Here is a 14,626-nt window from a genome sequence, read left to right as displayed (position 1 = left end):
ATTATTAAAATAATACTTATCTAAGTAGAAATATATATTGTAAGATTTAATTTTATGTTATGTAAGTTGATTTGATAAAAAATTTTTAAAGAACATACGTTTGAGACTCTTAAATATGGTCAATACTCTAAGTAAATAACAATTAAGGAGTGAAAATCAATGAATAAAGTTGATCTTATCGGAAGAGTTGCTACAAAAATTGAGGTGAAAGAGTCTAAAAATCAAAAGAAGTATGTGAGATTTAGAATAGCCGTTAATAGTTTTAATGGAAAAGAGGAAACTACTACATTTTTAAGCGTAATAACATGGAGTAGATCCACAGTAGAATTTTTAGAGAATTATGTTAAGATTGGTGATTTAGTTTCTGTAAGTGGAGAGGTTGTAGAAAGTAGATATGAGAGTGAAAGTGGAGAAGTTAGATATTATACTAATATAAATACCTCTAATATAAATCTTCTAAATAAAGCAAAAGAAAAAGAAATTTCATAGGGAACTAAAAAAAGATATATTTTAAAAATATATCTTTTTATTTTTTTCTAATAAATTTGTGAAATAATTTCTTGGAATTATTCCTTTTTTTATTCCATTTATTACAGTAAGATAGGTTGCTGCTGTATCAAATCTAGCATCATGGTAGTTTCCGCTGCCTTGGAAGTATTTATTAGCAGTTTCACTTATTTCAGCATCAGTTATTTTTAGGTGCTTAATTACCTCTTCAAGCTTAGGGTTTTTATAATCTCCAGTAGGTCTTAATATCTTACATATATCTTTATAGTATTTCATAGTACAAAATACATTTTTAGGTTCAAAGAAATCTCCAAGACCTAATAATTCATGCTTTAAGAATTTAATGTCAAACTGAACATTATGTCCTATTAAAAAATCTGATTCTAAGAAATCATTTATAAAATCAGTATAAAGATCTTCAAAATACATTCCTTCACTTAATTCATATAATTTTTCTAAAGAAAAGCCGTGAATTCTTTCAGCCTCTGGTTCCATTTCGTCAACTGTAAAGAAAACATTTTTACCTATTGTTGTTTGAGGTTTAGTTGAAGTATCTACAAGAATATAACTAAGCTGGCATATGCTTCCGGGTTTGACTCCTGTAGTTTCTGTATCAAAAAAAAGTAATTTCATTATGTAAAGCCTCCCATATGCTTAATGTCTATATAATAGTATAAACTAAAATTCTTATTAATTAAATCAAATTTATAATTTATAAATTTTACTTATAAAATATCAATATTTAAGAATTATATTGAGTATTCTTAAATATTAATATATAAACAAATGAAAATCAAGTTTGCTTATTATGGCTGTATTATTCTAAAGGAGTGATTATTTTGAAGAAAACTTATATATTAGATACCAATGTATTGTTATATTCACCAGGAGCTATATATTCTTTTCATGATAATAATGTTATTATTCCAGAAGTAGTTCTAGAGGAATTAGACAATATAAAGAAAATGAACAATGATTTGGGAGCAAATGCAAGGAATGTTGCTAGAGAGTTAGATAAGCTAAGATTAGAGGGTTCTCTAAGTGAAGGTGTTGATTTACCTGGAGGAGGGAAACTTAAAGTAGTAACTAATTTTTATAATACTGAAATACCAGAAGCATGGAATATAAGTAAACCTGATAATAGAATAATACAAATATGTAAGGCCTTAAAAGAAGCGGGAGAAGATGTTTGTTTAATAACTAAGGATATATTTGAAAGAATAAAGGCTGATACAGTTAGCATAAAATCAGAAGACTTTTATGAAGTTGTAGTACCTGAGTTTGAAGAACAGTATAGTGGAAGGATGGAAGTTTACACAAGTTCTGAAGTTTTAAGTAAATTCTTTAAAAATAAAGTAATAGAAAAAAAAGATTTAACATTTTATGATGAGGGAAATAAAAAATATGTAGAACCAGAACTAGAGGTTAATCAGTTCTTAATAATACATTGTAATGATAATGATAAACAGACTGCCTTAGGAAGATTTGATGGGAAAGTTGTTAGACCTTTAATTTATAAGGACAGCAATAATATTATGGGAATAAGTCCTAGAAATGTTGGGCAAAAGTTTATGTTAGAGTGTTTAAGTATTGATGCTAAAAAAGCTCCTTTAGTAATTATAAAGGGACCTGCAGGTACTGCTAAGACATTATTTTCTTTAGCTGTTGGATTACAAAAAATATTAGAAGAGGAAAGTGGACAATATAGAAGGATTTTAGTATGTAGACCAAATGTAACAATGGATGAAGACATAGGATATTTACCAGGAACTGAACAGGAAAAAATAGCTCCATTTATGAGACCTATATATGATAACCTAGAAATTTTAATAGATTCAGATGAGAAGGAAAGATATTCTAATGAAAGAGAGTTAAATGATAAGATAGAAGAACTTTTCGAGAGAAAGATAATAACAACGGAAGCTGTTGCCTATTTGAGAGGTAGAAGCATAATAAAGAACTGGATTATAATAGATGAAGCTCAAAACTTAACACCAAAGCAAGTCAAGGCTATTATAACAAGAGCAGGAGAAGGATCAAAGATAATATTGGTTGGTGATCCTGAGCAAATAGACCAAGCATTTTTAGATTCAAGAAGTAATGGATTGTGTTATGCTTCAGAAAAAATGAAGGGGAGTCATCTTTGCTATCAAGTTACTTTGAAGTATGATGAGTGTGAGAGAAGTGAATTAGCTTACGAAGCAGCTAAGAGATTATAGTTGATTTAAGAGGGTTCTTTATTTATGAAAAAGATAGGAACCCTCTATTTTGCGTGCTTTAAAATTAGGTTATATTTTAAATAAAGAACAAAAACTAATATTAACTTAAAAGAGAATCTAAAATTAATAAATTATTAAGTTTACTACATAATAAAATAAAGAAATTTATGGTATAATTTAAAATACAAAATAAGGAGGTCTTAATTATGCAATTTATATTAAACGCATTGCTTAGCATTCCGGCAATATTAATAGCCTTTTCAGTTAAAGAATATACTCGTGCCAAAATGGCAGATAAATTAGGGGATAAAACACCGAGATTTAAAGGAGAATTGACTTTAGACCCATTAAAGCATATTGATATTTTAGGAGCTTTAATGATGGCTTTTGTTGGTTTTGGATGGAGTAAATCTGTAGAGATAAATAAATATGCTTTTAAAAATCCTAAGAAAGATGCTATAAAAGTTAATGTGGCAGCTTGGCTTTCAAACTTAGTAGTGGCTATAGTTGGAGTAATACTTACAGTTCTATATCTTAGATTTTTTGGAATAAGAGGAGATTTATCTCAGATAATATTTTTAATATTACAGTATATAGTTGTATTAAATGTTAACTTTTTTGTATTCAACATATTACCGTTACCAGGTCTTGATTGTTTTAGAATTTTAGAAGATCTTAAACCAAGACTATTTTATAAGTTATCTGGTGTAGTATATGAATATTATAGTATTATACTTATAGCTATAATATTACTTGGAAGATATATACTAGCTATTCCATCACAAATGGTTATGGCTTTCATATATTCTCTAGTCGGAATAATAATGTAATTTAAGAATTAAAATTAATATATTAAAGAGAATTAGATTAGATAGGCAGTTTTATTCTTCGAAATAAATTAGCTGAATCTAATCTAATTTTTTTATATAAAGATAATTGAAATAAAATGTAAAAATATGGTAATATATAGAGGGGTGAGAATATGATAAGAATGTCTAAAGCAATGAAAATAATATTATCCTCTCTAGTTATTGTTTGTTCTGTTTTAATAGCTAATAATATCATAACCAACAATATTGTAACCACAAAGGGAGCTGGTATTGAGGAAAAAGAGGTTACAAAGGAAAAGGATAAAAAGAGATTTTTTAATTTATTTACTTTGGGAAGAAAAGTGAAAATAAGTGCAGTAGGAGATATAATATTACATGATGAGCAAATATGGTCAGCATACAATGAGGAAAATAAAATCTATGATTTTACGGATAATTTTAAGTATATAAAGAGTTTTATTGAAAAGAGTGATATATCCTATGGAACTATAGAAGGAACTTATAGTGGCGAAGAAAAGGGGTATTCAGGATATCCTTCTTATAATGGACCAGATTCAATGATAACAGCTTTGGGAGAGACAGGCTTTGATGTTATAAATGTAGCAACTGATCATTCTTTAGATAAGGGAGAAGATGGGGCTATTAGAACAGGAGAAAAAATAGATGAGTTAATGAGTTCTATCGGAAATAAAAAATATATTATTAAAAAAGTAAAGGGAATAAAAATAGCATTTACATCCTACACTTATGAAAGTAAAGAAGGAGAGTTAAATGGTAATAAAATTTCTGAAAATAGCACTCTAAACACTTTTAATTATAATAAATTAGATGAGAGATTAGAGGAAATGAAAGTTTTAATAGAGAAAATGAAGAATGAAGGAGCAGATTTTATAGTTTTTGGTATGCATTGGGGAATCGAATATAATAGTGAACCTAGCAAGTATCAAATTCAAATAGCTGAGGCTTTAAATGAGTATGGGGTTGATTTAATACTAGGAAGCAATCCTCATGTTATACAGCCTATAAATGAAATTGAGAGGGAAGATGGTCATAAGACACTAGTAGCTTATTCTTTAGGGAACTTTATTTCAAATCAAAGAGAAGAAACAATGGGAGAGAGAAGAACAGCAGATGGGATTATACTAAATTTAACTTTAGATAAGACTAGAAAGGGAGTAGAAATAGAAGAATGGGGATATACTCCAACTTGGGTTTATAAAATTCAAAAAGAAAATAAAAAGTCTGATTATTATATATTACCTGTAGAAGAGACATTAAATAGTGAAGAAGGTAAAGACTTAGATAAAAGTATTATAAATGAATTAAATAAATCTCTAGAATCAACCAGAAGTATAATAGAAAAGTAAAGTCTACAGGAGATATTCTCCTGTAGACTTTTATTATGCTTTTTCGATAATTAAATCCTTATTGTAAATTTCTGAGAATGCTTTAGCACTTCTCTTTGCTTGACGTATTTCTAACTCTAAATCATAGTCAGAATAAAGTTTTAATGTAACTGTATCTTCATCAATTATTACATCAAGATTTTTTACATGGCCAGTTAATCCTCTATCTAATCCCTCAGCAAGTTTAAGAATAACTCCTAAATATTCAACATGCTTTAAATCAAGTCTGTTTATTATAGTAGAATATTTTGCAAGTGGTGCTTGATAAGAATTATTTCTATGGTAAGCAGCACATAAGGCACTTAATAAAATTTCTTTATGTGTTAATCCATTTATGTGGGAGCTTAAAATAACATAGAATGAATGAACATGGTGATCATAATATCTTATGCTTATACCACAGTCGTGAAGTAGTGAAGCAGTTTTTAGTATGTTTTTAAACTCATCACCTAAATGATGAAGTGGTTTTAAACCTTCAAATAATGAAAATGAGAGTTTGCATACATTTTTAGCATGAGGAATGTTTATATTTAAAGTGTCCATAATTCCTTTTAAACTCACATCTAAAATATCATCATCATTATGGAATGTATTTGTCATATATTCATATATAAGTCCTTCTCTAAGACCACGACCGCAGATTATTACCTCATTAGTACTAGTAAAGCTTAAAACTTCTTTTATTAAATTTGTAGAAGCAACTATAACATCAGCCCTTGCTGGAGAAAGTCCTTCAACCTTTTTCCTTTGACGAAGATTTTTACTTTTTAGTAAGTGGAACATTTCCTCAACATCATAATCATAAAGAACATAATTATGAACTATATCAATGGGATATCTTTTTCTACGTCTATCCATTTTTCCTAGATTTCTAAAAGAACCCCCAACACCTATAACTGAATCAAATTTATTAGATTCAAGCCAATCTACTTTTTCAAGATGTTCTTTTATATACTTAACACAGTTAGTATTATTCTCATAGGAAATCATATCATTTAATTGGAACATTGATGTTAATGTTACATATCCAAAAGGAAGAGTAACTTCTTTATATATATTATTATCTTTTAACCAACAAACATGGGTATTGTTTCCGTTTATATCTAAAAGAAGAGAATTATTTATATAAAGAGAGTTTTTAACTCCTAAAAAATTATAATGAATCTCTTCTTCGTTAGATAAAATTCTAAGATCTAACCCAAGTTCTTTTTTTATTATTTCTTTAAGATTAATTCTTTCATCTAATTGTCTTATGCTTTCAACACCTATAAGTATGATTTTAGATGCTCCACAAGAGATGCACATAGATTTAAAAGCTTTTATAGATGAAATTGTAAGTTTAATTTTTTCTTCGTCCAAAACAGAACAAGCGAATAAATCAGAACCAAGTCTTATATGTTCTTTTAATTCATCGATTATTCTAAAATATCCAGAATTCTCAACCTCAGCAAGCGTTAATCTTACAGAGTTAGAACCGATATCTATTACTCCTATTCTATCCATTTCTTTTCCCCTCTACTTGTTTAAAATATAATTTGATTATAATACTGATACTATAGAATTTCAAAGAAGTTTTCAATGGGTATTTTAAAATAAAACTTTATTAATAATAAATAAAAGAGGATATTGACAGTATTTAAGGTAAAATAATATAATAATTAAGAAAAGATAATATAAAAAGTCTGTGAAGAGAAGAGTAGTCTTTATGATTTCTTAAGCGAGTAAGGGATGGTGTAAGCCTTATAGAATAGTATGGATGAAGAGAGCCTCTGAGATTGCATTTTAGTATTTCATTATTAAAATGTCGCTTATGCGTTAAATTATAAGGTGGGTTTTTAACCAATTAGAGTGGTACCGCGGATATATCCGTCTCTTTGTTTCAAAGAGGCGGTTTTTTATATTGTAAATAAATTTATATTTTGGCAATAATGTCACTATATAATGTGTTTTTAAAATTAGCATATAAATAAGGAGGATAATTATGGATTACAAAAAGTTGGTTGCAGAAAGAATTAAAGAGCATGTTGATTTAGAGTTAGAGAATATAGAAAAGCTTATAGAAATACCACCTAAGCCTGAAATGGGGGATTTTGCATTTCCTTGTTTCCAATTAGCTAAGGTTATGAGAAAAGCTCCTAACATGATAGCAGCTGAGTTAGCTGAAAAAATAAACAAAGAGGGATTTGAAAGAGTAGAGTGCTTAGGACCTTACTTAAACTTCTTTGTTGATAAAGTGGCTTTCTCAAAGAATGTAATAAATAAAGTTTTAGAAGAGGGAGATAACTACGGTTCTTCTAAAATAGGAGAGGGAAAAAATGTTGTTGTTGAGTATTCATCACCTAACATAGCTAAGCCTTTCCATGTTGGACACTTATTCACAACAGCTATAGGACATTCATTATATAGAATGTTAAACTTTGAAGGATATAACCCAATAAGAATAAACCACTTAGGAGACTGGGGAACTCAATTTGGTAAATTAATATCAGCTTATAAAAGATGGGGTAATGAAGAGGCTTTAGAAGAGGCTCCAATAACTGAACTTTTAAGAATATACGTTAAATTCCATGATGAGGCTGAAAATAATCCAGAGCTTGAGGACGAAGGAAGAATGTACTTCAAGAAGCTTGAAGACGGAGATGCAGAAGCTGTAGCTTTATGGGAAAGATTTAAAGACTTATCATTAAAAGAGTTTAATAAAATATACGGTATGTTAGGGGTAGACTTTGATTCTTGGGCTGGAGAAAGTTTCTACAATGACAAGATGGATGTAGTAGTAGAAGAGTTAGAAAAAGCTAATATATTAACTGAAAGTAATGGCGCTAAGGTTGTAATGTTAGATGAGTACAATATGCCACCTTGTATAGTTGTTAAATCAGATGGAGCATCAATATATGCAACAAGAGACTTAGCAGCGGCTATGTACAGACATAACACTTATGACTTTGATAAATGTATATATGTAGTTGGTAAAGACCAAATATTACACTTTAATCAAGTATTTAAAACATTAGAATTAGCAGGAAATGAATGGGCTAAAAACTGCGTACACATTCCATTTGGATTAGTTAAGTTTGCAGATAGAAAACTTTCAACAAGAAAAGGTAATGTAGTTTTACTTGAAGATCTTTTAAGTGAAGCTATAGATAAAACTAGAGAAACTATAGAAGAAAAGAATCCTTCATTAGAAAATAAAGAAGAAGCAGCTAAGAAAATAGGTATAGGTGCAATAATATTCACTTACTTAAAGAACTCAAGAGAAAGAGATATAGTTTTCGATTGGAAAGAGATGTTAAGCTTTGAAGGAGAAACTGGTCCTTATGTTCAATACTCATATGCAAGAGCTAAGAGTATATTAAGAAAGGCCGAAGAGCAAAATATAACAGCTGAGCCAGACTTCACAAAATTAACTTCAAAAGAAGAGTTTGAATTAGCTAAAACATTAGAAGGATTACAAAAAGCTATAATATTAGGAATAGATAAATTAGAGCCTTCTGTTGTAACAAGATATTCAATAGAAGTAGCTAAGGCTTTCAATAAGTTCTACAATAATCATACAGTATTAAATGTAGAAGATGAAGGTTTAAAAGCTGCTAGACTTGCTCTTATAAAAGCTACTGCACAAGTTATTAAGAATGCTTTATTCTTAATAGGAATAAATGTAGTTGAAAAAATGTAGTTTATAATAAAAAATAACCAATTCCTTTTGGAATTGGTTATTTTTTTATTTTTTTTTATTTTTTTTACTAGGACAACTTCCTTTAGAAGCACATTTGCTGCAACCGCTACATTGTCCTTTTGATGACTTTTTAAAGTTTTTATATAGTATAACAACCACAGCTAATACTATTAAGGCTGTAATAAAAATTTCCATAAAAACACCTTCTTTAGAATATTAATAGACCAATATGATAAATTATGAAGGCACTTACCCAAGCAACTACAAATTGGAATATTACTGATAAAATTGTGAATTTACCACCATATTCTTTCTTCATAACACCTACAACACTTATACATGGTGTGTAAAGTAATACAAATACCATAAATGAGTAAGATGAAATAGCTGTAAAGAATTGTGGTAACATATGAACTAAGTCACCTTTATAAATAACTTCCATTGTTGAAATTATAGTTTCTTTAGCCATTAAACCAGTTAATAATGAAACTGAAGCTTGCCAATCTCCAAATCCTAATGGAGCGAATATAGGAGCTATAAATGAACCTATATTATATAAGAAACTATGAGTTATATCTTCAACCATTCCACTGAAGTTGAAACTTTGAAGGAACCAAATAACAACACTCATTGCAAATATAATAGTTCCAGCTTTTTTTAGGAAATTCTTTGATTTATCCCAAAGTTGACCTAATACAGATTTAATTTCTGGTACTTTATATTCAGGAAGTTCTATAATAAAAGGTTCTTCATCTTTCTTGAATAAAGTATTTTTAAACACTAAGCCTAATATGAAAGCAACGATTATACCTAGTATATATAAAGAAGCAACAACTAAAGATGCATTTTCTGGGAAGAATAATCCAGCGAATATTACATATACAGGTAATCTAGCATTACATGACATAAATGGTGCTAAAAGAGCAGTAAGTTTTCTATCCTTTTCACTTTCTAAAGTTCTAGCTGACATAATAGCAGGAACTGTACATCCGAATCCTGTTATCATAGGAAGAAAAGCCTTTCCAGAAAGTCCTATTTTTCTCATGAACTTATCCATTAGGAAAGCAACTCTAGCCATATATCCACTATCTTCTAATATTGATATGCATAAAAATAATGCTAATATTATTGGTAATAATACTATGATTCCACCTACACCTGCTACAATACCATCAACAAGTAATGATTGGAACCATGGAGCTGTACCTGATAAAAGATTACTTAAGTATGGCATGAAAGTATCACTTAAAAAGCCATCTAAAGCATCTGAAATAGGTTGTCCAACCCATGAGAATGTAAATTGGAATACAAAAATCATAAGTACTATAAATAATGGGTATGCAAGCCATGGGTTTAAAAATATTTTATCTAATTTGTCTGTTAGGTTTGTTGAAGAATTATTAGACCTATTAAAACAGTCTGATAATTTTTCCTCAATAAATTTATAAGTATTAGCCTCATCCTTAAATGAGTAAGTATTTTTGTCTAAGTATTTATCAAAATTGCCTTTATTTATGAATTCTTTAACTTCATCTAAGCCTTCTTTTTTAGATGCTGTTATAGGAATTACTTTAAGGTTAAAAGCTTTTTCTAATTTTTTTGGATTAATCTTAATTCCCTTTTTCTCGGCTATATCGTTCATGTTAAGAAGCAATACTATTGGCTTCTTAAATTCTTTAAGTTGCATAGTTAGATATAGGTTTCTATCTAAGTTAGAAGCGTCAACTATATTTAGTATAAGGTCAACCTCTCCAGACTCTAAGAATTTTTTAGATACCTTTTCCTCGTTTGAAAATGTATCTAAAGCATAGATACCAGGTAAATCAACTATTTTGTTAGAGTTGAGAAACCCTTCCTTTTTATCAACTGTAACACCTGGCCAGTTTCCTACGTGTTGGTTAGAGCCTGTTAAGGCATTGAATAGAGTAGTTTTACCAACGTTAGGATTACCGAGTAAAGCTATTGTTGTCATTAGTTTTCCTCCTATTAAATTATTCTATTTTATTTATTATTTTAAGATTATATTTTTAGCATCTTTTTTTCTAATAGCTAAATCAAAACCTCTTAAGTTTACTATTAATGGGTCTCCTAAAGGAGCTATTCTTTTTAATTTTATTTCTGTTCCTTCAATGCATCCTAAAGCAAGAAGTCTTTTAGCCAGACCGTCATGTCCACAAATTTTATCTATAACACCGGCTTGTCCGATTTTTAAATCATATATACTCATCTTAAGCACCTCACTAAATGAAAATCATTATCAAATTCATTTAAATTATATCAACTTGACAGGAATTTGTCAATTGATAAATTGTATTAATTAAAAATTCAATTAATGTTTATTAATACTTAACTAAAGAGTGATATAATGATATAATATTTCTGTTATAAGTTTATATAAGAAAAGAGTGATAAAGTGATCATAAAAGAGCATGAAATAGATATAAATGATTTAGATCTTAGTAATGCCCTATCTTTTAATGAAAATTATGATATATATAAACAGGCTGTATATTTTGATTTAGAACACTATGTATATAAAAAGCCTAAGTGCATAGGTGTTTTTGGAGCGGGATATTATGATGAGGAGAAATCTAAGTTCATGATGACTCAATATATGATAGAACATAAGGGAGAAGTAAGAGATATTCTTTACTTAGCAAAAAAATATTTTATAATGGTTGCTGCAGAGCAAAAGAAAAAGTATATAGTAACTTTTTCTGGGAATAATGATTTTACAGTTATAAATTATTTGTTTGATAAATATGGAATAAATTTTGATTTTAATAATTACTTTAGATCTGTGGATATACAGAAAATTTATGAGCATACTTTTAAGCAAGGGATAGGTCTTAAGGCTTTAGAAAAGAAATTTGGTATTGAAAGAGAAGGCGATGTTCTTTCAGGGTCAAATTTAGCAAAAACATTTCATAAAGTTTTAAAAGATAGAGAGTATTTTCAAAGAATGCCAAAAGAAAAGGTTGAGAAAATACTTGTTTATAATGAGCAAGATGTTGTAAATTTATTTTACATATTGTTGAGTTGGAAAAGTATATTAATTAGTGAAGACGACAGTGAAGTTGAAGCAACTGAGGAATAATAGTTTATTATAGAATAAAAAACTATAAAAACTAAAGGCACCAAGTTTGGTGCCTTTAGTTTTTATGCCTTTTTATAGAGTTTCCATCAGAGGTTAGAATAATAGTTCCATCTTCATCGGTTCTAAAAATTTTACTTTTATTATCTGAAAGTTTTTTTAGAACTTGAGAAGAGGGATGGCCATAGGAGTTATCTAGGCCTGAAGAGATAATTGCTATATTTGGAGAAACTTCTTTTAGAAATGAATCTGTTGTTGAAGTTATACTGCCATGATGTCCTACCTTTAACACATCTGATTTTAAATCTTTATTTAGTTTTAGAACTTCCATTTCAATCTCAGCTTCTGCATCTCCAGTAAACAAAAATGAAGTTTCACCATAAGATATTCTAAGGAGAGATGAGTAGTTATTTATATTATCATATTCATTATTTGAAGGAGAGTATATTTCTACTTTAGTATTTTCACCTAAATCTATTGGGTGAGAATCAGATAATATGTTTATGGAAATATTCTTTTCTTTTAGAGTTTTAATCATATTTTTAAATATATCAGTATTTTCTGTGACTTTAGGTGCAGAAAAGTAACTCACATTAAATTCCTTAAGAATAGATTGCATGCCTCCAATGTGGTCAGCATGGGGATGTGTTGCTACGACGAAATCGATATTTTTTATTCCAAGATTTTTTAAATAGTTTATAAGAGATTCAGAAGAATCTGGTGTACCTGCATCTATTAAAAGATTTTTATTATTTGTTTGAACTAAAGCAGAATCTCCTTGTCCTACATCTATGTAATGAATTATAAAGTCATAATTGGGAATTGAATATGAGGGTGAGTAATAAAGTATTGATATTAAAAGTAAAATAATTAGAAAAAAGCTGAATTTCTTAGTTGTAATTTTCAATTATAAAAACTCCTTTAAAAAATAAGTAATAATATAATACATTATTAACCTATAATTCAATTAATAAACTCAATTTAGTTAGTTTATAATTACAATAGAAAAAAATAATGGAATATTTTGAAAAGATACAACTTTGGTGTTATAATTGAGTTGGAGATAATACATTTTAAACTTGTATTAATTAAAAAGGGGGCTTAATATGAAAAAAGAATTTTGCTTAAAGCATGGAAAAGTAACAATGAACTTCACTGCTAAATATTGCGATAGTTTTGAGTCAATAATAAATAGTGAAGGGTTTAGAAGAGTTCTGGAAGCTTATTTAAAAAAGGCTAAAAATAAGAAAAGTCATAACTTTAGGTTCTTAAGTGAAACTATAGGTACTGAAGACATAAAGGTAATATCAAGGTACTTAATAAGCACATTAAAACTATTATCCATGATGGGGGCTCATGAGGTATTAGTTGTCAATGAGGCTTTTGAAGGGTTACTTGAGGATAGAAAGTCTTTTGCAAGTGTTATAGATGATGTTTATTCTTTCTGGAGGAAATTAGAAAGATATACTGTTATTCAAAATAATAAAGTAAAAGATGGAATTGCTGCAGTAGGATTTGTAGATGCAAATAGAAGCTTTAATGATCTTGTATTAAGATTTTATAGAAGGATTCAAAAGAATTTATTAGGAAATATGCCTAATATACTTAGACAAGTTTCTGCAGGTGGAAATGCAGGGATTATGGTGAATAATGTAATTTGGCCAAGTCCAAGAGAATACGCTATATTAGAAAACATTCCGTTTATAGATTCAATATCTTTAGAGGCACCATTTATAACTTATCCTAATAAGAATACTAGAGATGGTATTTTTTCAGAAATAGATGAAAATCCATTAAGAGGTGCTCATATAAATAATGAAGAATGGTTCTGTTATCCAGCTAAAGTAGGAGAATTATTAGCTTATGTATATTTCCATAGAGATTTTATGTCTCATGGAATAAGCCTATGTAATTTATTTGATTTAGCTACGGCAGAGGAATGTAGAGGGATTAAACCAGATATAGTATATGTATTTGGAGCAAAGGATGATGAAGAGGATGTAAAAACTTGCTTCTATGATGATGAAAAGAATAATATAATGTTAGGATATGCTAATTATAGTGAAGAGATAGATTATTTTGGATATATGAAGAAAATGATTTTAACTCTACACAATATAATAATGATAAAAAGAGGATACATGCCTATTCATGGAGCAATGGTTAATGTTGTTCTTAAAAATGGAAAAGAAGCTAATGTTGTAATAATGGGTGATAGTGGAGCAGGTAAATCTGAGAGTCTAGAAGCCTTTAGAACATTAAGTGAAGAATATATAAGCGATATGACTATAATATTTGATGATATGGGTGTATTTAAAAATGTTAATGGCGTAATTAAAGGGTATGGAACAGAAATTGGTGCCTTTGTAAGACTTGATGACTTAGATCAAGGATATGCTTTTAAAGAAATTGATAGAAGTATATTTATGAATCCAGATAAAATAAATGCAAGACTTGTTATGCCAGTTTGTAATTATGATGAAATAGTAAAAGGATATGATGTTGATCTTTTCCTTTATGCAAATAATTATGATGGTTTAAAGGATGGAGAAAAATCAATTCAATATTTTAAAAATCCAGAAGAAGCAAAAAAAGTTTTCAAAGCTGGTGCTAGAATGGCAAAAGGAACTACTACAGAAAATGGATTAGTAGAGTCATATTTTGCAAATCCATTTGGACCAGTTCAGAAAAAAGAGGAAATGGATTTAATAATAGATAGATATTTTGAAGATATGTTTAACAATAAGGTTAAGGTTGGACAAATAAAGACTTGTTTAGGTGTTTCCGGTTTTGAAAAAGAGGGACCTAAAAAGGCTGCTATAGAGCTTTTTGATATAATTGAAAAAATGTAGAAAAAGATATCCCTATTAGGAAGCCTAATAGGGATATAA

The 14,626-nt window shown here is 28.7% G+C and carries 13 protein-coding genes and 1 other annotated feature; of the genes, 7 read left to right on the top strand and 6 right to left on the bottom strand.

Annotated elements, in window-relative coordinates:
* The first annotated feature begins 159 nt into the window (after positions 1–159).
* On the top strand, positions 160–489 hold the full coding sequence (locus tag OIF33_RS02625) for a single-stranded DNA-binding protein (protein ID WP_322502673.1): 330 nt from the start codon (positions 160–162) through the stop codon (positions 487–489).
* 21 nt (positions 490–510) lie between these two features.
* On the opposite strand, the gene OIF33_RS02620 is transcribed toward OIF33_RS02625, so the two are convergent.
* The gene (locus OIF33_RS02620; protein ID WP_322502672.1) at positions 511–1,140 is read right to left on the bottom strand and encodes a 3'-5' exonuclease; all 630 of its coding nucleotides are present in this window, start codon (positions 1,138–1,140) and stop codon (positions 511–513) included.
* Between the two features lie 206 nt (positions 1,141–1,346).
* Here OIF33_RS02620 and OIF33_RS02615 point away from each other — a divergent pair, with 206 nt between their 5' ends.
* The 3 genes from OIF33_RS02615 (at position 1,347) to OIF33_RS02605 (ending at position 4,923) form a co-directional block, all read left to right on the top strand.
* The gene (locus OIF33_RS02615; protein WP_322502671.1) at positions 1,347–2,726 is read left to right on the top strand and encodes a PhoH family protein; all 1,380 of its coding nucleotides are present in this window, start codon (positions 1,347–1,349) and stop codon (positions 2,724–2,726) included.
* A 206-nt stretch (positions 2,727–2,932) separates the two neighbouring features.
* The gene (locus OIF33_RS02610) at positions 2,933–3,556 is read left to right on the top strand and encodes a site-2 protease family protein (RefSeq protein WP_322502670.1); all 624 of its coding nucleotides are present in this window, start codon (positions 2,933–2,935) and stop codon (positions 3,554–3,556) included.
* Between the two features lie 152 nt (positions 3,557–3,708).
* On the top strand, positions 3,709–4,923 hold the full coding sequence (locus OIF33_RS02605) for a CapA family protein (RefSeq protein ID WP_322502669.1): 1,215 nt from the start codon (positions 3,709–3,711) through the stop codon (positions 4,921–4,923).
* A gap of 33 nt (positions 4,924–4,956) precedes the next feature.
* Here the strand turns inward: OIF33_RS02605 and OIF33_RS02600 are convergent, their stop codons facing one another.
* Entirely contained in the window at positions 4,957–6,465 is a 1,509-nt protein-coding gene (locus OIF33_RS02600; protein WP_322502668.1) for a Ppx/GppA phosphatase family protein, read from the bottom strand.
* A gap of 172 nt (positions 6,466–6,637) precedes the next feature.
* Positions 6,638–6,839, top strand: a binding site (T-box leader).
* Positions 6,840–6,943: 104 nt separating this feature from the next.
* Here OIF33_RS02600 and argS point away from each other — a divergent pair.
* Positions 6,944–8,641 (top strand): arginine--tRNA ligase, encoded by a 1,698-nt coding sequence (gene argS, locus OIF33_RS02595; RefSeq protein ID WP_322502667.1) that lies wholly within the window; start codon positions 6,944–6,946, stop codon positions 8,639–8,641.
* 45 nt (positions 8,642–8,686) lie between these two features.
* On the opposite strand, the gene OIF33_RS02590 is transcribed toward argS, so the two are convergent.
* From OIF33_RS02590 to OIF33_RS02580, 3 genes are read right to left on the bottom strand one after another with little or no spacing between them, the layout of a single operon-like run.
* Positions 8,687–8,836: a FeoB-associated Cys-rich membrane protein gene (locus OIF33_RS02590; RefSeq protein WP_322502666.1), complete on the bottom strand. Its 150-nt coding sequence runs from the start codon at positions 8,834–8,836 to the stop codon at positions 8,687–8,689.
* Positions 8,837–8,849: 13 nt separating this feature from the next.
* Positions 8,850–10,613, bottom strand: a complete 1,764-nt coding sequence (gene feoB / locus OIF33_RS02585; protein ID WP_322502665.1) for a ferrous iron transport protein B — start codon at positions 10,611–10,613, stop codon at positions 8,850–8,852.
* A 36-nt stretch (positions 10,614–10,649) separates the two neighbouring features.
* The gene (locus OIF33_RS02580) at positions 10,650–10,868 is read right to left on the bottom strand and encodes a ferrous iron transport protein A (RefSeq protein ID WP_322502664.1); all 219 of its coding nucleotides are present in this window, start codon (positions 10,866–10,868) and stop codon (positions 10,650–10,652) included.
* Positions 10,869–11,054: 186 nt separating this feature from the next.
* On the opposite strand from OIF33_RS02580, the gene OIF33_RS02575 reads away from it, so the two are divergent.
* Positions 11,055–11,738 (top strand): ribonuclease H-like domain-containing protein, encoded by a 684-nt coding sequence (locus tag OIF33_RS02575; protein ID WP_322502663.1) that lies wholly within the window; start codon positions 11,055–11,057, stop codon positions 11,736–11,738.
* A gap of 55 nt (positions 11,739–11,793) precedes the next feature.
* Here OIF33_RS02575 and OIF33_RS02570 read toward each other — a convergent pair whose 3' ends face one another.
* Complete coding sequence (locus tag OIF33_RS02570) at positions 11,794–12,642, bottom strand: ComEC/Rec2 family competence protein (protein ID WP_322502662.1); 849 nt, start codon at positions 12,640–12,642, stop codon at positions 11,794–11,796.
* A gap of 199 nt (positions 12,643–12,841) precedes the next feature.
* On the opposite strand from OIF33_RS02570, the gene OIF33_RS02565 reads away from it, so the two are divergent.
* Positions 12,842–14,587, top strand: a complete 1,746-nt coding sequence (locus OIF33_RS02565) for a phosphoenolpyruvate carboxykinase (RefSeq protein ID WP_322502661.1) — start codon at positions 12,842–12,844, stop codon at positions 14,585–14,587.
* The last annotated feature ends 39 nt before the right edge of the window (positions 14,588–14,626 follow it).

Origin of the sequence: Clostridium sp. LIBA-8841, from assembly GCF_034439435.1 — a bacterium.
GTDB lineage: Bacteria > Bacillota > Clostridia > Clostridiales > Clostridiaceae > Sarcina.
The sequence above is the reverse complement of the archived record's forward strand: the minus strand, read 5'-3'. Positions and strand labels throughout refer to the sequence as shown.

Excerpts from the sequence above, each read along its gene's own strand:
- OIF33_RS02625 (WP_322502673.1), top strand. The coding sequence starts at position 160 with ATGAATAAAGTTGATCTTATCGGAAGAGTTGCTACAAAAATTGAGGTG.
- OIF33_RS02620 (WP_322502672.1), bottom strand. The coding sequence starts at position 1,140 with ATGAAATTACTTTTTTTTGATACAGAAACTACAGGAGTCAAACCCGGA.
- OIF33_RS02610 (WP_322502670.1), top strand. The coding sequence starts at position 2,933 with ATGCAATTTATATTAAACGCATTGCTTAGCATTCCGGCAATATTAATA.
- OIF33_RS02605 (WP_322502669.1), top strand. The coding sequence starts at position 3,709 with ATGATAAGAATGTCTAAAGCAATGAAAATAATATTATCCTCTCTAGTT.
- OIF33_RS02600 (WP_322502668.1), bottom strand. The coding sequence starts at position 6,465 with ATGGATAGAATAGGAGTAATAGATATCGGTTCTAACTCTGTAAGATTA.
- argS (WP_322502667.1), top strand. The coding sequence starts at position 6,944 with ATGGATTACAAAAAGTTGGTTGCAGAAAGAATTAAAGAGCATGTTGAT.
- OIF33_RS02590 (WP_322502666.1), bottom strand. The coding sequence starts at position 8,836 with ATGGAAATTTTTATTACAGCCTTAATAGTATTAGCTGTGGTTGTTATA.
- feoB (WP_322502665.1), bottom strand. The coding sequence starts at position 10,613 with ATGACAACAATAGCTTTACTCGGTAATCCTAACGTTGGTAAAACTACT.
- OIF33_RS02580 (WP_322502664.1), bottom strand. The coding sequence starts at position 10,868 with ATGAGTATATATGATTTAAAAATCGGACAAGCCGGTGTTATAGATAAA.
- OIF33_RS02565 (WP_322502661.1), top strand. The coding sequence starts at position 12,842 with ATGAAAAAAGAATTTTGCTTAAAGCATGGAAAAGTAACAATGAACTTC.